This is a genomic window from Streptomyces sp. NPDC014764, from assembly GCF_043082785.1.
Taxonomy (GTDB): Bacteria; Actinomycetota; Actinomycetes; order Streptomycetales; family Streptomycetaceae; genus Streptomyces; species Streptomyces althioticus.
In genome coordinates this window covers 605,214-625,321 of record NZ_JBIBXY010000002.1, presented here as the reverse complement: position 1 = coordinate 625,321, position 20,108 = coordinate 605,214, and the positions used below count along the sequence as shown (strand labels likewise).

15 protein-coding genes and 4 pseudogenes are annotated in these 20,108 nt (G+C 68.3%); 7 read left to right on the top strand and 12 right to left on the bottom strand.

Features of this window, described 5'->3' with window-relative positions; all coding sequences use genetic code 11:
* Positions 1 to 197: 197 nt before the first annotated feature.
* Together ACF1AG_RS07835 and ACF1AG_RS07830 are read right to left on the bottom strand one after the other, a co-directional pair.
* A complete protein-coding gene (locus ACF1AG_RS07835) occupies positions 198 to 1,337 on the bottom strand; it encodes an XdhC family protein (protein WP_391809479.1) in 1,140 nt (379 codons plus the stop codon).
* Positions 1,338 to 1,498: 161 nt separating this feature from the next.
* The gene (locus ACF1AG_RS07830) at positions 1,499 to 1,987 is read right to left on the bottom strand and encodes a helix-turn-helix domain-containing protein (RefSeq protein WP_359600426.1); all 489 of its coding nucleotides are present in this window, start codon (positions 1,985 to 1,987) and stop codon (positions 1,499 to 1,501) included.
* A gap of 403 nt (positions 1,988 to 2,390) precedes the next feature.
* Between ACF1AG_RS07830 and ACF1AG_RS07825 the strand changes: the two genes are divergently transcribed.
* Positions 2,391 to 2,807, top strand: coding sequence for a nuclear transport factor 2 family protein (locus tag ACF1AG_RS07825; protein ID WP_359600425.1), 417 nt, complete (start codon positions 2,391 to 2,393; stop codon positions 2,805 to 2,807).
* Positions 2,808 to 3,086: 279 nt separating this feature from the next.
* Positions 3,087 to 3,941, top strand: a complete 855-nt coding sequence (locus tag ACF1AG_RS07820) for an NAD(P)H-binding protein (protein WP_359600423.1) — start codon at positions 3,087 to 3,089, stop codon at positions 3,939 to 3,941.
* 212 nt (positions 3,942 to 4,153) lie between these two features.
* Here ACF1AG_RS07820 and ACF1AG_RS07815 read toward each other — a convergent pair whose 3' ends face one another.
* From ACF1AG_RS07815 to ACF1AG_RS07790, 6 genes and pseudogenes are all read right to left on the bottom strand, one after another.
* Positions 4,154 to 5,266, bottom strand: a complete 1,113-nt coding sequence (locus ACF1AG_RS07815; RefSeq protein ID WP_359600422.1) for an ABC transporter substrate-binding protein — start codon at positions 5,264 to 5,266, stop codon at positions 4,154 to 4,156.
* Positions 5,267 to 5,499: 233 nt separating this feature from the next.
* A pseudogene (locus ACF1AG_RS07810) lies at positions 5,500 to 5,694 on the bottom strand (transposase); the annotation flags it as partial.
* Positions 5,694 to 6,356, bottom strand: a pseudogene (locus ACF1AG_RS07805) (hypothetical protein); the annotation flags it as partial. The pseudogenes ACF1AG_RS07805 and ACF1AG_RS07810, both read right to left, overlap by 1 nt.
* 146 nt (positions 6,357 to 6,502) lie before the next feature.
* Positions 6,503 to 7,051, bottom strand: a complete 549-nt coding sequence (locus ACF1AG_RS07800; protein WP_391809478.1) for a tellurite resistance TerB family protein — start codon at positions 7,049 to 7,051, stop codon at positions 6,503 to 6,505.
* A gap of 122 nt (positions 7,052 to 7,173) precedes the next feature.
* Positions 7,174 to 8,367 (bottom strand): Ig-like domain-containing protein, encoded by a 1,194-nt coding sequence (locus ACF1AG_RS07795; protein ID WP_359600465.1) that lies wholly within the window; start codon positions 8,365 to 8,367, stop codon positions 7,174 to 7,176.
* A 362-nt stretch (positions 8,368 to 8,729) separates the two neighbouring features.
* Positions 8,730 to 9,224: a helix-turn-helix domain-containing protein gene (locus tag ACF1AG_RS07790; RefSeq protein ID WP_359600417.1), complete on the bottom strand. Its 495-nt coding sequence runs from the start codon at positions 9,222 to 9,224 to the stop codon at positions 8,730 to 8,732.
* Between the two features lie 73 nt (positions 9,225 to 9,297).
* Between ACF1AG_RS07790 and ACF1AG_RS07785 the strand changes: the two genes are divergently transcribed.
* From ACF1AG_RS07785 to ACF1AG_RS07770, 4 genes and pseudogenes are all read left to right on the top strand, one after another.
* Positions 9,298 to 10,599 carry an MFS transporter gene (locus ACF1AG_RS07785; protein ID WP_391809477.1) on the top strand — a complete coding sequence of 434 codons (1,302 nt, stop codon included), beginning with the start codon at positions 9,298 to 9,300 and terminating at the stop codon, positions 10,597 to 10,599.
* 88 nt (positions 10,600 to 10,687) lie between these two features.
* Positions 10,688 to 11,317 carry a TetR/AcrR family transcriptional regulator C-terminal ligand-binding domain-containing protein gene (locus tag ACF1AG_RS07780; RefSeq protein WP_359600414.1) on the top strand — a complete coding sequence of 210 codons (630 nt, stop codon included), beginning with the start codon at positions 10,688 to 10,690 and terminating at the stop codon, positions 11,315 to 11,317.
* Positions 11,318 to 11,894: 577 nt separating this feature from the next.
* Positions 11,895 to 12,867: pseudogene (locus ACF1AG_RS07775) on the top strand (2-hydroxyacid dehydrogenase).
* A gap of 64 nt (positions 12,868 to 12,931) precedes the next feature.
* Complete coding sequence (locus tag ACF1AG_RS07770; protein WP_359600411.1) at positions 12,932 to 13,189, top strand: hypothetical protein; 258 nt, start codon at positions 12,932 to 12,934, stop codon at positions 13,187 to 13,189.
* A 206-nt stretch (positions 13,190 to 13,395) separates the two neighbouring features.
* On the opposite strand, the gene ACF1AG_RS07765 is transcribed toward ACF1AG_RS07770, so the two are convergent.
* From ACF1AG_RS07765 to ACF1AG_RS07755, 3 genes are all read right to left on the bottom strand, one after another.
* Entirely contained in the window at positions 13,396 to 14,331 is a 936-nt protein-coding gene (locus tag ACF1AG_RS07765) for a LysR family transcriptional regulator (RefSeq protein ID WP_391809476.1), read from the bottom strand.
* A 177-nt stretch (positions 14,332 to 14,508) separates the two neighbouring features.
* On the bottom strand, positions 14,509 to 15,789 hold the full coding sequence (locus tag ACF1AG_RS07760) for an alginate lyase family protein (protein ID WP_391809530.1): 1,281 nt from the start codon (positions 15,787 to 15,789) through the stop codon (positions 14,509 to 14,511).
* Between the two features lie 148 nt (positions 15,790 to 15,937).
* Positions 15,938 to 17,467 carry a GMC family oxidoreductase gene (locus tag ACF1AG_RS07755; RefSeq protein ID WP_391809475.1) on the bottom strand — a complete coding sequence of 510 codons (1,530 nt, stop codon included), beginning with the start codon at positions 17,465 to 17,467 and terminating at the stop codon, positions 15,938 to 15,940.
* 492 nt (positions 17,468 to 17,959) lie between these two features.
* Here ACF1AG_RS07755 and ACF1AG_RS07750 point away from each other — a divergent pair, with 492 nt between their 5' ends.
* Complete coding sequence (locus ACF1AG_RS07750; protein ID WP_387795509.1) at positions 17,960 to 18,736, top strand: polysaccharide lyase family 7 protein; 777 nt, start codon at positions 17,960 to 17,962, stop codon at positions 18,734 to 18,736.
* A 129-nt stretch (positions 18,737 to 18,865) separates the two neighbouring features.
* On the opposite strand, the pseudogene ACF1AG_RS07745 reads toward ACF1AG_RS07750, so the two are convergent.
* Positions 18,866 to 20,077: pseudogene (locus tag ACF1AG_RS07745) on the bottom strand (MFS transporter); the annotation flags it as partial.
* Positions 20,078 to 20,108 lie beyond the last annotated feature (31 nt).

Genomic DNA, 20,108 nt, shown 5'->3' with positions numbered 1-20,108 from the left:
GAGCACTGCACCGAGCGGCCCGCGCTGAACGGTCGACCCCTGGGCGTGGCCCGGCCCAGGAGTCGTCGTGTGCGGAGTCCTGCCTTCCACCTTCTGCGGCAACACGTCGATGTGGCCCACGGACGGGACCGCTTCGTCCCTGGCGTGAAACCGCCGTGGCGGCTGTCGCGCGCAGCGGTCACCCGTGGGTGGCCGGATCACCCCACGGGGACCAGCGGCGCTCCGCTCTCGTGGTGGATCGGGGTGTGGGCGCCCTTCAGCGACACGCCACTGCCGCCGCGCCGCACCGCGACGATCTCGGCGGCGATCGACAGGGCCGTCTCCTCCGGTGTCCGGGCACCGAGGTCGAGACCGATCGGCGAGTGCAGCGCGGCCAGTCTGTGCTCGGGGACTCCGGCCTCGCGCAGCTGCTCGTCGCGCGTCCTGTGGGTGCGGTGCGAGCCCATCGCGCCGACGTAGGCGACCGGGAGTCGCAACGCCAGTTTTAGCAGCGGGATGTCGAACTTCGCGTCGTGCGTGAGCACGCAGAGCACCGTACGCGTGTCCACCTCGGTGGTGGCCAGATAGCGGTGCGGCCACTCGACGACGATCTCGTCGGCGTCGGGGAAGCGGGCCGCGGTGGCGAATACGGGGCGGGCGTCGCAGACGGTCACGTGGTAGCCGAGGAAGCGGCCCGCGCGCACCAGGGCCGCGGCGAAGTCGACAGCCCCGAAGACGATCATCCGGGGCCGCGGCACGCTGGACTCGACGAGCAACCTGAGAGGGCTGCCGCAGCGGGAGCCCTCGGCCCCGATGACGAGCTCTCCGGTGCGGCCCGCGTCGAGCATCGCGCGGGCCTCGGCGGCGGCCGTACGGTCCAGTTCGGGGTGCCCGCCGAGCGCACCGTCGTACGAGCCGTCCGGGTGGACGAGCAGAGGAGCGCCGAGCAGCTCGGCGGGGCCCTCGGTGACGCGGGCCACCGCCGCAGCCCGGCCTTGGGCGGCAGCGGCGAAGGCCGCCGCGTACACCGCGCGCGAGGGGTCGTCGGCGCGCACCGGGGTGACCAGCACGTCGATGACGCCGCCGCAGGTCAGGCCCACCGCGAAGGCGTCGTCGTCGCTGTAGCCGAAGCGCTCACGCACGGTGGTGCCGTCCTCGATCGCCTGCCGGCACAGCTCGTACACCGCGCCCTCGACGCATCCGCCGGAGACCGACCCGACGGCCGTGCCCTCGCTGTCGACGGCGAGGGCGGCACCCGGCTGCCGGGGGGCGCTGCCGCCGACGGCGACCACGGTGGCCACGGCGAACACGCGGCCCTGCCCGGCCCACCGGTGGAGCTGCTCGGCGATCTCCAGCATGGGGTGCATCCTTCCGCAACGAGTACGAGGCGAGCCCGGTGTGCCCTCCGCTCCGCTGCTCCCGCACCGCCGGCCGGCCTGCCACCGCCCTGATCGCCGCGGCGATCCCGCCGTCCTCACCCCGAAGAGGCGACATCGAAGACGGTCACTCGGGTACGGCCCTACTCGGGGGTGCTCGGACTGCTTCCGTTGATCCGGTGGGCGACGACGGCGGACACCAGGTGAACGTCGTCGGTGTTCAGCACCCTCCCGTCCTCGTCGAGCAGTGCCACTCGGACGTTGCCGCCGCTACGGTCCCGGACGTACGTGGCGGGTACGCCTGTGCTCGGCCTGTTGTGCTCGCCCCACTGCTGCAGCGCGGCGAGGACCACCTTGAGTTCCTGGCCCCGCGGGGTGAGCTTGTACTCCCACCGCATCCGCGATCCCGCCTCCTGGTACGACTGACGCGTGAAGATCCCGGCATCCACCAGGGCCGTCAGGCGCGCGCTCAGAACGTCGCTGGGCATGCGCAGTTCGCGGCGGAAATCGGAGAACTTCCTTGTGCCGCGCAGCGCATTTCGGACGATCAAGAACACCCACTTCTGGCCGAGGACTTCAAGGCTGCTTTGAATTGAACACACCTGGTCTTGCGGCGCCACTTCTGCCCTCATATGACCACGGTATGACGCTCGACGTGAGTCCGGCAACCAAATCCACGTCTCGGCCGCGGGCGGTCCGGTGGCCGCGGAACACCCCTCGGGGAACCCTGCCGCGCGCCGGTTGCCGCGTCGTGCCACGGGGCCGATCCGTGGCCCTGGACCATCCTCCTCCGACTCGACCTGGGCTAATCGACGTCCTTCGGCCGGTTCCCGGCTTCGTCTCCAGGATCCCTCGGTGAAGGGGCGATCCGTCGGACAGGGGAAGATCATGCTACGTTTGATTATCAAAGTCAGCCCTCCGTCGTCGCCCGTGCAGCCACGGGGTGTGCCGAGGCCGACAGGGCAGGTTCCTGGTGGCGCCGTGACGTGCGTGCCGCCGAGAGCCGGACGCCGTACCGCTGAAGGGGATTCGACGATGACGAAACGCTCGGGCGTCGACGTGGTGCACAACTTCTGGGAACACGTCTGGCAGTCGCCGCAGAACTACGACGCCATCGACGACCTCGTGGTGGAGGACTTCGTCCTCGTCTCCGGGGGCAAGCGGATCGAGTCCCGCTCCGCTTTCAAGGAGTGGGCGCGGGCGTTCGGAGCCGCCATCCATGACTTCGAGTTCACGGTGGTGGAGTCCTTCGAGAACCACGACGGCTCCCGCGTCGCCTCGCTGTGGCGGATCACCGGCAGGAACAACGGAGCGTTCGGTACGCGGCCCGACGGCCAGCCGATAGAGATGTGCGGCACGGCAGTCTGGGAGATCCGGGGGGACGGCAAGCTTCTTTCCAACCGGGTCGAGCGCAATGCCTACGAGGTTCACCAGAAACTCACCGCACGGTAAGCCGCTCAGCCGGGCAGTGAACGTCGGAAGCTACGCGTGCACGCCCCGCGGGCCGGAGCCGTGTGCGGTGAGCGCTGCTCCGGCCCGCGGGTGCCGGTGCGGCGCGAGGCGAACGATGGACACGCCGTGACGCAGGCGGTTGTTTCGACGAGCGGAACAAGACTTGCCGGATTTGCGCATGCCGTGATGTAAGTGATGCGGCTAGTGCACAAGCGAACCGACCCTGTGGCTCGCACGTGCGGAATGTGGGGCGCTTGCCTCGTCTGATCGGAGAACGGCGTGCATCGGATCCTGGTCGTGGGTGGTACGGGAAAAACCGGCCGTCGGGTTGTTCTGCGCCTGGAGCACATGGGCTGGCCTGTTCGGGCAGCCTCACCCTCCAACGTCTCATTCCCCATGGATCTGGCCGACCGCACCACTTGGGCTCCCGCACTCCGCGACATATCAGCCGTATACCTGATGGTGCCGAGCACGCAAGCGCACCTGGCGACCCAGGGAATACTCGGTGAGTTCCTTTCCACGGCGGCTTCCGCAGGTGTTCGACGTGTGGTGCTCCTGTCCGGAATCGGGGTGCGAGTGGCAGATGAGGACTTCCCCCTGAAAATCGCCGAGCGGGAACTGCGCGCAGCGGGCGTCGAGTGGACCGTGCTCCGACCGACATGGTTCTCACAGAACTTCAGTGAGTCGTACTGGCTGTCCGACGTTCTGGCCGGCGCCCTCCGTCTACCGGTCGGCAAGGGGGAGGTGTCGTTCATCGATGCCGAGGACATCGCCGATGTGGCCGTGGCGGCACTCACACAGCAGGGTCACGCCGGCCAGGTGTACGACTTGACGGGCCCCCGGGCGATCGGATTCGCGGAGGTGGGCGACCTGATAGGCCGGGCGACCGGGCGAACGATCCGCTACGTCGAAACGCACCAGCAGGCCTACACCGAGCGCTTGCTGAATGAGGGCCTGCCTGCTCGTGTCGCGAACGCGCGTACAGTGCTTCACGTCGCCATCGGCGAAGGCCGAGACGGGTCGGGGGCGGTCGCGGACGGCGTGGTCCGTGCCCTGGGACGGCCTCCCAGGGCATTCGAGGACTACGTGTCGGCAACCGCTGCGACGGGCTGCTGGAACGGGAAACGGCCCTGAGGTTCTTGAAAGCCTCGTCGCAGGGCGCGTCGCACTCGTTGAGGTGGCCTGGCCGGGCGCCGTAACGATCAGCCAGTAAGCCCTTTGCAGCCTGACGGTTCAGCACGTCAGTTGGTGAACCCGGGCACGGTAGTTGTCACGTGAACAGGCTTGTGGACAGATAGAAAGCCTCAAACTCGGCCACATCTGGGCAATTGGGCCTCCGTATTCTCTCAGCCAGCGTGGAGGATCCGAAAGCGATCGGGCTCCGCCGGGTCCCGATCAACGACTTGGATCGGTGTCCAAGCCGATTGCCAAACGTTGATGCCCGGCGTGCGGGAAAACCGGATCGGCCCGCGGGTGCCCTCGACCGCCACGCGCGGCCATGACTCGGCGATGGCCGCCCGGTCCGTGCCGTGGGAACGCATCATGTCGGCGAGGACGGTCACGGTGTCCCAGCCTTCGAAGGCGACGAAGGAGGGCGCTTCGCCCAGCCGCTCGCGGAGCTCCTTCCCGACGCGTTCGCCGAGCGGACCGAGGCGCTCGGGCAGGTAGCGCAGGAACGGGATCCCGGTGCCGTCCTCGCCCAGCACCTCGGCCCATTCGGCGAACTCCGGTTGCCCGGCCGGAGCGCCGATCAGGATCTCCGCGAGCCGCCGGTCGCCACGGACGGCTCTGACGATCGGCACCGCCGGCTCCGGATTGCCGACCAGCAGGAGGAGCGCCGTCGCGCCGTGGTCGACGAGCGCGTCGCACAGGGCCTCGGGGCTGAGCGCGTTCGCGTCGAGTTCGACGACGGTACCGCCGCGCGGAGCGAGGTGGTCCCGAAGGACACGGGTCCCGGACGCCCAGTAGACGCTCGGCTGGGTCGCCACGGCGATCCGACGTCGGCCCGCGCCGAGGAGAAAGTCCGCGTAGACCGCCCAGCCGTGGGACTGGGCCGGGGCCAGGCGCGCGACCCACTCCATCGGCTCCTCGGTGAGTGGGTCGAGCACCGCGGACGAGCAGAGGAACGGCACGCCGAGGGCGTCGGCCCGGGCGGCGGCTGCGCGGGCGACGACGCTGTGGTACTCGCCCGCCACGGCGGCCACGCCCAGGCCGGCCAGTTCGTCCACGGCCGCCGAGGCCCGCTCCGGATCGGCCGCGGTGTCCCGGACCACCAACTCCAGTGGTCTGCCGTCGATCCCGCCGGCATCGTTGACGTCACGAACGGCCAGGTCGAGTCCTGCGAGCAGGTGTCGGCCCGCCTCCACCCAGCCGGGGCGCGTCAGCGGTACGAGAGCACCCAGGCGGACGGACGACCCGTCTGTGTGCTCCGCTCCGGACGGCGATGATGGCGTGCTCATCGGGTGACTTCTCCCCTGTGACGGTGCGGTCGCAGTCCGCCCGGATCGTGCGCCGGCCGGGGCCGGCGGTTCGCGCTCATCACGTCTCGTCGCGGCGGGCGCTACCGGGTGATCATGCCGGTCATTGGATACACCACCATCGCCAATAGGCAACCGATTATCTGCTCACCGAGCTGCCAGGCTTCATCGTCATCGGCGCCAACGCACGAGGGCCTGCACCTCAAAGGGCGTTAGGGCAGATAGCGCCACTGACATCCCGTCCGGTTCCAATGGAAGATCGCGTTCACGATCTCCCGGAGATCGCAGGAGCCGGGGTCGCCGGTCGCCGACCGGCCCAACCGGTTCTGTTTCCAGGCCATGATCACCGGTTCGAGCAGTGTCCACCGTTCGTCGGAGAGGTCGCTGGGGTATGGCTTGCGCTCACTCACCCTGCCGCTCCCTCAGAGCGAAGCGGCCTGGTCAGAGTCGCGTAGGAGCGGTCCCAGGTCCACTTCGTCTGGACCCGGTGACGACCCTTTTCTCCTGCGGTGTGGGCGAGTTCGGGCTTGCGGAGGAATCTGGTCACCCTGTCCGCCGCCGCTGCCACCGGATCGCCGTCGACGACATAGCCGGTCTCACCATCGCGTACCGCGTCGGGGGCGCCGCCGCTGCCACCCGCAAGGGCGGGGAGTCCGGACGCGGCGGTCTCCAGGTAGACGATGCCCGGGCCCTCCACCCCCAGGCCGCGTCCACGGTGTCGGCAGGGCATGGCGAAGGCGTCACCCGCGGCGTAGAAGGAGGGGAGCGTGTGGTGGGGGTGGATCACCGGCCGCCGGCCCAGGCCGTAGGGCCCGCATCGGGCCGCCGTCCAGGCCGGGGCGAAAGACTGTGGTGTCCACGCCAGGGACCAAACGTGCGGTGCGGGTCCCGGAAGCCAGGGCCGCTTCGATCGGTCGGCGGGTGCTCGCGCCCTTCGTGGCCAGGCCACCGCGGGAGCGTCCGAGGGCATGGTCGTCCGGCTCGCCGGGAGGGGCCCCCTTTGACGGGTCCCGGCAGCGTGCTGGTGCGCACGCACGGTCGTGGAGTCGACTGCGACGGCCCCGTTCAGGTCGCCTTCGGTGTCGGTGTGGGCGAGCAGGGCGGGCCCACTGGGCGTCAGTCAACGACGCACCCAAATCAACGATCCGGTGATCAGAGAGAAGCGGCCTAGCCGGATCGCTGATCAGAGCGGAACCAGGGGTCGAATCGCAGCCGGACTCAGAGTTGGAATTCGGCCGGGGACAGCCCCAGCGTCACGCAGGCCTCGCGCAGGACCGTCGCCTCTGCCTGGGAGAAGTGACCGTCGGTACCGGCGATGACCATGCCGGTCTGGATAACGGCCCGGGCCTCGGTGGGCTTCTTGGCGGCCTTGGCGATCTCCTGCATGGCCTCGGCCTTGCCGTGCTGGAAGTTCATCGTGAGCTGGTCGACATGCTTGTTGAAACGCTGCCGCAGCTGCTCCGGCGGGAAGTTCTGGAGCACATCGTTGCTGAGGATCATCGACTCGACCTGCTGCCGTTCGGCCGGATCCACCTGCCCGTCGGCCGCCGCGACCAGCGCGCACACCGCCATGCTCGCGTCCCGGTAGGCACCGCTCTTCAACTCGGTCTTCAGCGAGCCGAGCTGCGTCTTCAGCACACCGATCAGCTGGGCCTTGCTGCCACCGCCGGACCTCGTCCCCACGCTCTGCCCACCGGTGGCGCCACGCCCGCCCTGATTCTGCTGGAGAGCCTTGGCCTGATCCTTGAGCTTGTCCCAGACTGCCATTGGGTCACCTCGGTAATCGTCGGAAGTCATCTCGCGAACCCGCTCCCGCGCGCTCACTGGCCCAACGCCCAACCCCGGGCAAAGGTTCCGCAAAACCCGTCCTGACCCTGTATCTGGTCAGCTCAGGCCGATGATGGAAAAGGCTCAGTCAGAGCGCTCCCTGACGTCCAGGTCGACCAGTCGACGTTCCAGTCACCGTATCCGTTGTTCACGGCAACGGTGTCGGCAGAGTGAATGACCGTGACCGGGTCGCCCGGGTTGACTTGCTCGTAGAACCATCTGGCGTCTTCGGTGCTGAGCCCGATGCAACCGTGACTGCTGTTCACGAGACCGAACTTGCCTGCGTTCCACGGGGCCGCGTGCACATATGTTCCGGACGGGGTGAGCTGAACATCCCATTTGACTTCACCCAGGTCGTACGCCTCTTGTCCGAAGATGCCGACGGTCGAAGAGTCCATGCGTATCGTGGGGACCTTGCTGAGTACGAGCATGGTCCCGTTCCATGTCTCGAAACCTTCTTTACCGGCGGAAACCCGCAACGTGCGAAGCGTGGTCCCGTTCTTGACGACGGTCATCGTCTTGTCGGCCGCGTCGACAGTGGTAACCACCGACTGGCCCACCCTGAAGTGCACGGTCCGCTCCTGCGTGCCGTAGACCCCGTCGCCGGCGTCCACGCCGGCCAGGTGCATGCGAAGGGTGACCTGGGTGTTCGGGCGCCAGTACCGGTGAGGGCGGTAGTCGATCCGATCGTTGCCGTCCCGGTCCTTCATCCAGCTCCAGGCGCCTTCGACTGCCGGCGAGGACGATACGGAGAGGTTCCGCTCTATGGCGGCACGGTCGGCGACGGTGTGGTTGAAGACTATGGAAATCGGCATTCCCACACCGACGGTGGTTCCCTTGTCCGGGTGATACTCACCCACAAAGGTACGTTCAGCAGGCTCGGTGGTGAACGTGGCCGTCTTGGTGAGCGTCTTGCCCGCAGCGTCCGTGCTTCGAACTGACACGGTGTATCTCGCTCCAGGAGCCAGGGGCGTGGTGGCCGTCCAGCGTTCCCGGTCCTGCGACAGAGTGCCGCTTACCCTCCCCGGGCCGAGGGAGCTCACGTGCACCGAGGTCAGTTCGCCGCCTCGGGGTGCAGACACTCGCACCTTGGTGTCGACGGGCACACGGTCACTACCTGCTCCGGGATCGATCAGAACAGCGCCTGGTTGTGCGCGGTCCGCGCTCGGTGTGGGGAGGGAGGACGTGGGGGCGTTCCCCGAGTTCTGACATGCAGCCAGCACAGCAGCTGCCGCCGCGAGTCCGAGGAGCCTCATCAGGGCGCGAACAGGGTGTCGCGCGAAATTCTGCTGCAAATTCCTTCTCCCATCACAGAAACAGGCACTGATCGCACAAAGCGCCTTGCCTCACGCGCTGTTCGGGGTAGGCACAGGAAAGCGGCGCCTCTCCTCGACCTCACAGATGCATGACTGTCAGTCGGGGGGCGGCCTGTAGCTCGAACATACGCCGACGGGGTGGGTTTGCCAAATGGATCCAGGTGCTGTGGCCGGTGACATCCGGGCCCCGGCCGTGAGTTCTGCCGGCGCCACGCGCCCGAGTGCCGCGTGAGGTGATCGCCGGGGGAGGGCGGGCCTCTGCCGCTTCGAACGGTCCTGGCCCAGGGCGTGTGCCCCAGGTCTCAGCGCCGCCTCGGTGTGGCGTCGGTGGTGTCGTCGAGGACGGCGTCCTCGGTCCGCCGCGCTGTGAGGGCGTGCGGGGGCACCGCCGCTCCGTCGGAGGTCACGAAGGCCAGCCGGGCGACCGTTCCCGAGTCCTCCAGTGCGAAGAGGGGCGACGTCCCGTCGGGCCGGGGGCGGTGGTTGCGGCCCCAGGAGGCCAGGGCGGCGATGATCAGGCTCAGGTCGCGCCCTGACTCGGTCAGGATGTACTCCTCGCGGGCCCGTTCCCCGGGTTCGCGGTAGGTCCGACGTTCCATGAGCCCCTGCTCCACCAGCATGGTCAGGCGCTTGGTCAGGATGTTCGGCGCGACGCCGAGTGCGTCCCGGAATTCCTGGAACCGGGTGGCCCGGGCCACCACCGCCTCGCGGACGATCAGCAGGGTCCAGCTGTCACCCAGCACTTCAAGGCTCCGCGCGATGGAGCAGGTCGAGTCCTTGCCGAGCGCCTTGGCCATGTGCCCAGTCTAGCGCTGAGTTGCAAAACTGAACACAGGGGTCTAACTTCCTTTTTAGAACTTAGATGGGCTGGTGACGGTCTTGCCGCCCGTAGACACTCTTGGAGGCCTCGTGCCGTCCCTAGGAACCCGTGGCAGCTTCTGGACCGCCGGCGCAGTGGTGGCACTCGCGCTGTGGACCAGTGCGTGCCCGACCATGGCGTACCCGCTGTACCAAAGTGAGTGGGGGGTCTCGACGACGACGATCACCTGGATCTTCGCCGCTTACCCGATTGCGCTCATACCCGTGCTGATCCTCTTCGGGAACCTCTCGGATCACATCGGCAGGCGGGCCTCGATCCTGCTCGGTCTTGCCGCGGAGCTCGTCGGCGTCCTGCTTTTCGCGCTCGCGAACGACGTCGGGTGGCTCCTGCTGGGCCGAGCCTTCATGGGTCTCGGAGTGGGCCTGTCCATCAGCCCCGCCAGCGTGGCGATGGTGGAGTACAGCGCGCCCGGTCAGGAGAAGCGTGCCGGCGCCGCAAGCACGGCCGTATCCGCACTCGGCATCGCTCTGGCCATGGTGGTGGGAGGTGCTCTGACCGAGTACGCGCCTTTCCCCCTGCACCTGAACTTCTTCCTGCTCGCAGCGGTGATCGCGGTGGTGGGCTTCCTCGTGGCACGCATGCCGCGGCACACCCGGGACGAGGCCAAGGAACCGTGGCGCGTCCGGGCGATCGTCATTCCCCGGGGCAGGCGACTGGTCTTCCTGGCCGGCTCGCTCGCCTTCGCCTCCTCGTTCCTGCTCGGGGCGATCGTGCTGCCGCTCGGTGCGAAGATCGCGCAACAGCTCGCGGGGTCCGTCAACGCCCTGGTCACGGGTGTGCTGCTGTCGGTCTTCGCAGCGTGCATCACGCTTTTCGCGCTCGCCGCCCGGCGCATACACGTATGGCTGCTCGTGGTGCTCGGCGCCGCGGGATCGATCGCCGCGGTCTGGCTCTTCGTCATCACGGGCGCCGTGCACTCGCTGGGGTTGTTCTTCCTCGCCTCAGCGGTCGCGGGCGCCGCGTACGCCTTCGACTTCGCCGGCGGCCTGACGGTGTTCAACCGCTACGCGCCCTCGCACCACAGGGCCGGCATGGTCTCCGGCGGCTACCTGGTCGGCTATCTTGCCCAGGGGATCGGAGCGCCCGCACTCGGAGCCGTCGTGACCGCACACGGGCTGATGCCGGGACTGGTGACCGGAGCGATCGTGTTCGGCGCCTTCTTCCTCACCGCGATCATCGGCGGACTCACCGTACTCGCTCCCCTGCACCGGGCCGAGCGCCTCCGTCCGGGCCGCGGCGTCTTCCGAGCCCGAACTCCCGAGTACCGTCGAGGTCGAAGTCTGACCGGATGAGCAGCCGCCCGGCCCTGTGCACGCGCCCTCGGCGCGAGGAGGACGCGTCCTAGACTTGCACGACAGGGCCGAGTGAGGGAGAGGCATCGTGACGGAGCGGCAGACGCCGGACGCCGGTGACCGTCCGGCGCGTGGACGCGGACGCCGCCCGGTCGACGAGGTACGCGCGGATGTCTTCCGCGTCGTGGGAGAACTGCTCCTGAATGAAGGAATCGCTGATCTGACCTTCGAGCGAGTGGCCCGGCTGTCCGGCGTCAGCAAGACCACGCTGTACAAGTGGTGGCCGTCGAAGGGAGCTCTCGCGCTGGACGGCTACTTCCATGCGGTTGAGGAGTCGCTCACCTTCAACGACGCGAGTGACATCCGCTCCGCTCTCACAGCCCAACTGCGTGCCTTCACCCACCTCATGACCCGGACGCCTGCCGGGCGGGTCGTCACCGAACTGATCGGCCAGTCCCAGGCCGACCCCGAGCTTGCCGCGGCCTTCCGGAGTCTGTACTCGTCCGAACGGAGGCGGTTGGCCGCGGAGCGCCTTGAACGGGCGAAGAAGGATGGCCAGATTCGAGCCGACGTCGACGTGCAGGTCCTCGTGGACCAGCTGTGGGGTGCCGTCTACCACCGGATGCTCGTGCCGGACGAACCGGTGACGGATGATTTCGTCGTCGCGCTCGTGTCCAACCTGATCGACGGCATCGCTCCGCGCAGAGCTGACGTGTGACAGGCCGAGCCCCGGCTCGGACCGCACCGGTTCCCGGCGGCGGACCGGGAGGACGAGGAGTCCGGGAGGGCTGTGGCGCAACCGCGCCCTGCGTACGCGCCGCCTCAAGCGACTCGAGGAAGAAGCTCGGACACGGGGCTCCGTCGTCGCGGGCGTTGCTCACGAACGGCCGGTACGAGCAGGCGCCGCCGGTCTGCGCCTGACTCGACGAGACGAACGAGGGTCACACCCTTGCGCCCTCGGTCCTGCTTTCGCGGGCCTTCGTGAGCTTCCCGGCGCCCGCCCGCCCCGCCCGCCCCGGCCGCTCCGCACGCCCTCACCTGCGGGAATAGTGCGCCGATAGCGTGTGTTTCGTCGATAGCGTAGGGCTGTTATCCCTGATTCCCGGCAGTGGTCCGGGCTTGTGACAGTACTCACGTGAACCCGACCTTTCGGTGCGCTCGTGTGCATACCGCAATCGTCGGATGCCGGTCCCATGGCTGCCCCGTCGGACGGGTGGCTCGCGCGTCTCCGGCACCGTATGGGCGCACTCCGCCCAACCCCCCCGCATCGCACGACACAGAAGAAGCTGATGTTCATGCAAGACGGCACAACCGTGTGGCTGCCCTACGGACGGGAACACCTGTCCGGCCTGCCGACCGGACTCTCCTACGGCCACTGGGATGGCTCGCCTTCGCTTCCTGGTGACCCGGGCGACGTTCGTTTCCTGGTCGCACCCCCGATAATGGGGTCGGAGCGACTGCTCGCCGACGTTCTGCCGCGGATGAAGCATCTGGAAGTGCTCCAGCTCCTCAGCTCCGGCTACGACCACGTGAGGCCGCTGCTGCCCGCGATGCCTCCCGGGGTGAGACTCGCGACGGCGCGAGGGGTGCACGGGGAGGCCACCGCCGAACTCGCCGTCGCTCTGCTGCTCGCCATGGTGAGGGGGATCGACAGGTTCGTCGGCGGCCAGGCCGAAGGCCGGTGGCGTCCGGAAGTCCGGGCCACACTGTCGGGCAAGCGGGTCCTGGTGGTCGGTCATGGCGCCGTGGGCGAAGCCGTGGCCGCGCGCCTGAGCGCCTTCCGCTGTGAGGTCGTGCCGGTCGCCCGCACCGCGCGACCGGCCCCGGGGGGGCATGGTGCACGGGACATTCGAGCTGCCCGCTCTGCTGCCCACCGTCGACGCGGTGGTGCTGTGCGCACCCCTGACCGAGCAGACGCGAGGCATGATCGACGCCGACGCACTGGCGCTCATGAAGGACGGAGCGTCGCTGGTCAACGTCGCACGCGGGGAACTGGTGGACACGGAAGCCCTCGTCCGTGAGGTCACGCGTGGCCGAATCCGGGCGGCTCTCGACGTGACCGACCCCGAGCCCCTGCCTCCGGGCCATCCGCTGTGGAGATCGTCGGGAGTGCTGATCACCCCGCATGTCGCGGCGTTCACCGACGCCTTCGTGTCCCGGAGTTCCGATTTCCTGCGGCAGCAGCTGCACCGTTACGCGCGAGGCCAGAATCTGGACAACGTCGTCCTCACGACGGCCGGGCCGGGGTGCGGTGAGGAAGCTGCCTAGGCACGCGCGTCGAACTACCGCACCCCTCCATCCCCGGCGTGCGGCAGCGATGTTGGGCAGGTCGGTGTCGCCGTTCGTTTCGTCTTTCTACACCCAGCCTGACTTCAAGGGCGCGGAGTTGCAGGTGGACCTGAGTCTCAACGGGTGCCAGGAGCTTTCTGAGCCCGCCAACTCGGTGATCAACATGAATGCGTCCAGAAAGGGGATCGTCTACTACTACGAAGCCGGCTGCCAGGGTACGGGAATTCACCTGGACGATCTGCGGACAGTGACCAGGTCGACGTCACCGATCGTCAGTTACCGCGTCGTTGAGCTGGACTGACACTGACGCAGCGGGGGGCCGGACTCCGGCCCCCCGCGTGCGTGTGACTGTGCGCCGTCGACCGGTCGGCTGATGTCTCTACACGGGGAACGGCGGTCGGCGCGAGGTGATCGGCGCCCGGTGTCGAAGAGCCCGGACGCAGTGGGCGGCGACCAGGGGAACCCGGCCCGCCGGCGTCGTCACTGTCCAGGCGTCTGCGACAACCGTCAGTGCACAGCGCGGTCCTCCCGGGGCGAGGGAGACGCTTCCGGGTGAACGGCTGCCGCGCGGGCTTGTTCCCGGATCCATCGTTGCGCCGGGTCGTCGTCGAGTCGCGGGTGCCAGACCATCAGGTAGGACATGGGTCTGATGACGTCGGGTGCGGCAATGATCCGAAGGGCGCCGTTTGTGTTCAGCGTTCCTCCCAGAATGCGTAAGGGGAGAGTCGCGATGAACGTGGTACCGACTATGGCGTGCAGGGCCGCGTGATGATAGGGAACCGCCAGGCCGATGCTGCGTTCGGCCCCGGCCTGGTGCAGATTCGTGTCGACGATGCCTTGCCTCCCACGGAATACATCGACCACCACGTGCAGGGCACTCAGATAGGTCTCGAGATCCAAGGAGTTCCTGCCTGCCAGCGGGTGATCTCGGTCGACCACGCACACGAAGGTCTCATCAAAAAGATGTTCAGAACTCAGGGAAGACGGCGGAGTGGCCCCATAGAACGCCAGATGGATCGTACCTCTTTCGAGATCCTCGAAAACTCCCTCGTGCCAGGTCTGGTAATCCAGCCTCGAGTTCGGTGACTCGCGCAGAACCGTCCGCATCAATCGTTGTCCGATAGTCGACGCCGCATAGTCGGTCCCGGCCAGGACGAACTCTTCCGATGCGAACTGCGGGGCGAAGTCCTGGGGACTGAAGAGGTTCGAGATCTGTGGCAGGAGAGCGGTGAGATGACGCTGGAGCCGCTCGGCCACGGGTGTCAATTGGTAGCCGGTCGGAGTGCGTACCAGCAACTCGTCATCAAAGGTGTCCCGAAGTCGCTGGAGTATGCGACTCATTGCGGGCTGGCTCAGATGGAAGCGATGGGCTGCTCGAGGAACGTGCTTTTCCTCCAACAGGACGGCCAGCGGTGGGAGTAGATTCAGGTCCAGTCGTTCCATTTTCGGTGCAGGCATACTCGACGAACCCACCAATCATTTGCCCGACTGCCGAGGCCTTGACATGGACCGACACGATACCTGCAACGGCGCTTGCGACTGTGTTCGATGCGATAGTGCGGCCCACTTGTTCCGGTGGGTGGAACAATCGTCGGCGGTCTTGCCCACATGGGCAGGGCCTCAGCCCACTATCGAATCGAGTTGTTCGGCGGCGGGCCGCACCGGCCACAGATCTCCTCCAGGCGGCGTCTCCAGCAACGGGACCGCCTTCTTCGCCGCGGAGTCGCCGGCATCCGCTGCCGCCCGAACGACATCGACGGCGGCGTATCGGTGAAAATCCGTCTCGGGGTGGGGCCAGTCGGCGCTGCCGGTCGCGGCGGGCAAGAGATACCGCACGGCATTGAACAGACTCTGGCCCTCGGGTCCCCGGTGGGCCCACAGGTCCACGCCGACGTGGCGGCCGATCGCGGCGAGTCGCGTGTAGGCGACGAGGTCGAACGTGGAGTAGTGCCAGCTCCTGGTGCGTTCGAGTTCCTGGGGCTGGCTGCCATCGGCCGAGATCTGGTCGTTGATGCGTTTCGTCGCCGATTCCCGCACGGTCGCGCGAGCCAGCTGTCTGTCGCCGACCGAGGAGGCGAGGGCGGCGACCAAGAGGTCGTAGAAGGTCCCGTGGTTGTTGGTCGCCGCGGCCTCCTCGCGGCCGAACTCGCTGTTCGTCAGCCAGGACAGCAGGTCGCCGTTCCAGCGTCGCATGGCGGTGGCGTCGAGTCTCGTCCAGCCGGGCGCGCCGGTTTCGAGAATGGCGACGGCGTCGATGACGCTCGTGTACGACTGGGAGAAATCGATGATCCCGATGGCCCGCCCGTCGTACTTGCACGGGATGAACTGGGCATGGTCGAGGCGGGGGTTCATCCGCGTCGCCGGGTCCAGGAACCAGGTGCGCAGCACCTGCCCGGCCTTCCGTGCGTACTCCGGGCGCCCGGTGTAGTACCAAGCCAGCGCCAGGGTGTAGGTCGACCGGAAGACCTTCTCGACGTCCTGCCGGTCGGTTCCGCTGTCCACTTCCGGGTTTCGCTGTCCGTCGCGCTGGACGTAGGGACAGCCCCAGGGGTTGTCGGCGGTGGGGGTCTGAGTGGGCCACCAGTAGGGAGCCTGGCTGAGGTAGTCGTGGACATCGCCGCTCGGCGCCGGGCGCGGCTTGTCCGTGACGGTCCAGGGGCCCTGGTCCAGCCAGCCGTCGGCCCGACGGGTCAGGTTCGCCACGGCCTGGCGGACCTCTGGGTCGCCTCGGCGCAGCAGGTTCAGCGCCTGACGCATCCGGGTGCCGTCGAGAACCGATGTCGCCGGCGCGCCCGGTCCTGCCGCTTCGGCGGGTGCCGTCGGGGCAGCGGCGCCGACGAGTGTGACCTGCAACGCCAGGACGAGGATGAAGAGCACGCGCCTGTGAAATCTACCGACCATCACACGCCCATTCATGTACATGAACTGAGTTTATGTGTACGACTGGTCACGGTAGGCTTCCACGACCTCGCGGGCAAGAGGTCGTGCATGAGGGGGGCGGGGGGCGCTCCCGTCCGGCGGGCGGAGCGGGAGCGCCGGCCCCGCAGTGTCAGCCCTTGATCATGTCGGCGGCGCGCTCGGCGACCGCACAGACGGTGGCGTTGGTGTTGGCCGAGGGGATCGACGGGAAGACAGAGGCATCTGCGATCCGGAGCCCGGCGATCCCGTGCACGCGCAGTTCGCCGTCGACGACGGCCATGGCGTCGTCGCCCAGCCGGCAGGTTCCGACGGGGTGCATGTAGGAGGTGACCGTCCTGCGGGCATAGGCGCGCAGCTCGTCGTCACTGCTGATCTGCGACGTCGGCTGGGCCTCCTTTCCGCGCCAGGCGGCGAGAGCGGGCGCCCGCCCCACCTCTCTGGCCATGCGCAGGCCGTGGACCATGGTGGCGAGATCGCGGTCGTCACCGAAGTAGTTCGGGTCCACTCGGGGAAGAGCGCCGGGCTCGGCGCTCGCCAGGCGAACCGTCCCACGGCTGTGCGGCCGCATCGGGGACACGCCTATGGCGTACCCGTGGCCCATCTCCGGCACCTCGGCCGAGGGGATCGGGATCGGGATGTCCACGAAGAACATCTGGAGGTCCGGCCCGTCGGCAGCGGCATCGGCGCGCAGCAGCCCGTGGGCCTCGCCGTGGTTGTTGGCTCCCGCCGGAACCGGCTGGGCGGAGTGGTGGATGACGTAACCGATGGGGTGGTCGTGAAGACCGGTCCCCACCCCCGGAAGGTCCAGCGTGACATCGATGCCCAGCTCGCTCAGGTGTGCCTGCGGACCGATGCCGGAGAGCATGAGCAGCTGCGCCGACCCGATCGCTCCGGCGGCCAGTACGACCTCCGTCGAACTGTCCGCCAGGACGGTGCTGTGGCTGTCGCCCGTGCTGTACTCCACGCCGGTGCAGCGACCGTTGCTGAGGTGCAGGCGGTGCACCAGGGCGTCGGTGGTCACCGTGAGGTTGGGGCGGTGCAGTACGGGCCTGAGGTAGGCGTCGGCCGCGTTCTGCCGTCGCCCGTCGACGATGTTGAGGTCGCTCCAGCCGAAACCCTCCTCGGCGCCGCCGCTGATGTCGGCGGCCCGACGGTGGCCCGCCTGCTCGGCGCCTTCAAGGAGGGCGGCCACCACCGGGTTCGGCGGACTGGCGGGTCCCACTGTGAGGGGACCGCCGACACCGCGTAGCCGGGGGTCCCGGCCGGCGGTGTTCTCGCTGCGCTTGAAGTACGGGAGCAGGTCGTCGAATCCCCAGCCCTCGGCCCCCGCTTCCGGCCACGCGTCGTAACTCGAGCGGTGGCCGCGAACGAACGCCATGGCGTTGATCGCCGAACCGCCGCCGAGCACGCGTCCGCGCGCCAGGAGCACGGAGGTGCCCGTGGCGGCCTGGACGACGGTGGTGTCACCCCAGTTGGCGGGGGTCTCCAGCAGTGCGGGCCAGGCCGGTGGTACGGCGCCGACCGGCGGGGTGCCGGCTGCACCGGCCTCCAGCAGCAGGACGCTTGTGTTCTCGTCTTCTGACAGCCGCGCGGCAATGACGCTGCCGGCCGTTCCAACGCCGACAACTATGAAGTCGTATCGAGCACGGGTTGCTTGCATGGCAGATGTGGCCTTCCGGTCGCCCTTTCAGGGCCTTCGTGCTGTTGTCGACTGACGCGGAGGCCTGGGGGTGACGCACACCTCTGCCTCGGGGCCGGGCAGCTTTCTGCCGCCGACAATCGAAGTCGTCCTGCTTTGCGCACCAGGACACCTCGCCGCCGCGGCCGGAGCAAGCAGAGTTCCGGTGAGCGGAATGCGTCGGCACGTGAGGGTGTGGTGGGGGCCGGGCGTCGTGCAGCCTCGGCCGACCGGCCGGCCTGCCTGCCGGTTCATGCGGCCCGGCGGGTGCGGGACGCCCTGGCCGGCGCGGTGGGCGCCGCCGGTCTCGTTGCCCGCCTCCGGGGGAGGCCCGCTCGGCCGTCCCCTTGACGGCGGCCTCTCGGGCCCATAAGTTCCCCACGCCAGCGCTATTCACATGAGTATCCAAGGTTCATGTATGAGAACGCGGTCGGGTGCTCTGTGCGATCCCCCCCACTTCACAAGGACTCCGTCATGATCCGTTCCAAGTTCCTGGCCGCGGCGACCGTCACGGCGACATGGGGTGTAGCCGTCCTCTGCGGAAGTCCGAACGCCGTCGCGGCCGACCCCCGCGTGGCGCCCGGGGGCAACTTCGATCTGTCCGTGTGGCAGTTGCAGGAGCCCGTCGGATCCCCCGGAAAGCCGACCACGGTGCCGTCCTCCCGGCTCCAGGGTGCAGGTGGCTTCCAGGACGCCTACTTCTACACCGACTCCCGCGACGGTGCGATGACCTTCTGGGCGCCGGAGAAGGGCGTGACCACCCCCAACTCCAAGTACGCCCGTTCCGAGCTGCGTGAGATGAACCGCGGCGGCGGCGCCGCCGACTGGTCCCTGAGCGGTAGTCACCGGCTGAACGCGACCCTGCGCGTCGTGTCCGTGACCTCCAACGTGTGCGTCGGGCAGATCCACCTGGGCTCCGGAGGCCCGTCGACCAAGCCCCTCGTCGAGTTGTACTACCGGGCGAGCGGCGACATCGTCGTCGGCACGGAGAACTCACCCGAGGGCGGTCAGACGCTGCACACGGTGGGGCACGTCCCCGTCGGCAAAACGTGGACCTACACCATCGCCGTATCGGGCGGCGACACCATTGACCTGACCGTCAACGGCAGCACCACCCACTACGCGATCCCGTCGTCCTTCTTCCGCTACAAGCAGTACTTCAAGGCGGGGTCGTACAACCAGTCCTCCTCGAACAGCACGTCCAAGGGCGCTCGCGTGGCGTTCTACGGCTTGAACGTGTCACACGGCTGAGCTGCGAGGACGTACCGCCCGAGAGGGCGGGCGCGAGGCCAGGAGCCACCGGGACGGCCCGGTCCTGGTGGTGGCCGCCTCGCCCGGTGCCTGCCCAGTGGTGGGGCCGGGCACCGGGCGACGTGGACGTCATGCCAACGTCTGCACCCGGGCGGGGACTTCGGTGCTGCCGTGAAGCGCCTTGTTCGTGTCGGTCAGAAGGAAGGCGATGATTCCGAAGACGGTCACGACCGCGTTCACGGCTATGACGCTGGACCAGCTGAAGTGGTCGGCGATCACGGGGGCGAGCGTGGGCACGATGGCGGCGGCGACGAACCCCCACGCGTTCATCCAACTGCCGACGGCGAAGGTGTGGGACCGGCCGATCTCCGTGGCGATCGCCCAGGCGAGGGTCTGACCGAAGCCGGCCCCGCCGAGCGCGATGCTGAGCCAGACGACACTCGTCGTCACGTCGTGGGTCGTCTGGCTCATCACCAAACCGCCGCAGGCGACAGCGAGACCGGCCACGGCGACCAGATTCCGGGCCTGGTAGTGGGACCGCCCGGACCGCAGGAGCCAGTCACTCACGACGCCCGCGACCAGCACGCTGACCGTGATGCACGCGAAGGCGACTCCCGTGTACGTGCCCACGTCGCCGAAGGGGACGTCGAGGGCCTTCTGCAGGTAGTAGGGCAGCCAGTAGATGAAGAACTGGACGGTCCACAGCGTGCCGAAGTAGGCGAAGGCGATCGCCCAGAAGGATCGCTGACGCAGGAAGGCCGACCACGGCACGGGCCCGGGGGCCGGGGCTTCGTCGGATCCCTCGGTGATCAGCCGTACCTCCGCCTTGTTGACGCGGTGGTGTCGCTGCGGGCGGTCACGCACGGAGAGCAGCCACAGGACCGTCGTGGCCGCACCGAGCGTGGCGCAGAGGTAGAACGCGGCCCGCCACCCGAAGTGCTGGATGAACGGCACCAGCAGCACGGGACCGACGGCCGGGCCGAGGAAGGCGCCAGCGTTCATCATCGCGTTCGCACGGCCGTGCTCCCGTTTCGGGAACCAGTTGGCGAAGAAGGCGTTGCCCGCGGTGAAGACCGGCGCCTCGCCGACACCGAAGGCGAAGCGGACGACTCCCAGCACGAGCACCGTGCCGGCGACACCGGTGAGCCCGGTGCACAGCGACCAGGCGAGGAGAGCGACGGCCATCGCGCGCCGGGGCCCTGCCCGCTGGATGAGAAGCCCGCCGGGTATCTGGGCCAGGAAGTACCCGATGTTGAACAGCGTCGTCACGAACCCGAACTGCACAGGTGTGACGTGCAGGGCCTCCATCATCGGGCTCGCCGAGACCGAGAAGGCGATGCGGTCGAGGTAGGACGGAGGCCGAGCTTCGTCA

Excerpts from the sequence above, each read along its gene's own strand:
- ACF1AG_RS07835 (WP_391809479.1), bottom strand. The coding sequence starts at position 1,337 with ATGCTGGAGATCGCCGAGCAGCTCCACCGGTGGGCCGGGCAGGGCCGC.
- ACF1AG_RS07830 (WP_359600426.1), bottom strand. The coding sequence starts at position 1,987 with ATGAGGGCAGAAGTGGCGCCGCAAGACCAGGTGTGTTCAATTCAAAGC.
- ACF1AG_RS07825 (WP_359600425.1), top strand. The coding sequence starts at position 2,391 with ATGACGAAACGCTCGGGCGTCGACGTGGTGCACAACTTCTGGGAACAC.
- ACF1AG_RS07815 (WP_359600422.1), bottom strand. The coding sequence starts at position 5,266 with ATGAGCACGCCATCATCGCCGTCCGGAGCGGAGCACACAGACGGGTCG.
- ACF1AG_RS07800 (WP_391809478.1), bottom strand. The coding sequence starts at position 7,051 with ATGGCAGTCTGGGACAAGCTCAAGGATCAGGCCAAGGCTCTCCAGCAG.
- ACF1AG_RS07795 (WP_359600465.1), bottom strand. The coding sequence starts at position 8,367 with ATGAGGCTCCTCGGACTCGCGGCGGCAGCTGCTGTGCTGGCTGCATGT.
- ACF1AG_RS07790 (WP_359600417.1), bottom strand. The coding sequence starts at position 9,224 with ATGGCCAAGGCGCTCGGCAAGGACTCGACCTGCTCCATCGCGCGGAGC.
- ACF1AG_RS07765 (WP_391809476.1), bottom strand. The coding sequence starts at position 14,331 with ATGGAACGACTGGACCTGAATCTACTCCCACCGCTGGCCGTCCTGTTG.
- ACF1AG_RS07760 (WP_391809530.1), bottom strand. The coding sequence starts at position 15,789 with ATGGTCGGTAGATTTCACAGGCGCGTGCTCTTCATCCTCGTCCTGGCG.
- ACF1AG_RS07755 (WP_391809475.1), bottom strand. The coding sequence starts at position 17,467 with ATGCAAGCAACCCGTGCTCGATACGACTTCATAGTTGTCGGCGTTGGA.
- ACF1AG_RS07750 (WP_387795509.1), top strand. The coding sequence starts at position 17,960 with ATGATCCGTTCCAAGTTCCTGGCCGCGGCGACCGTCACGGCGACATGG.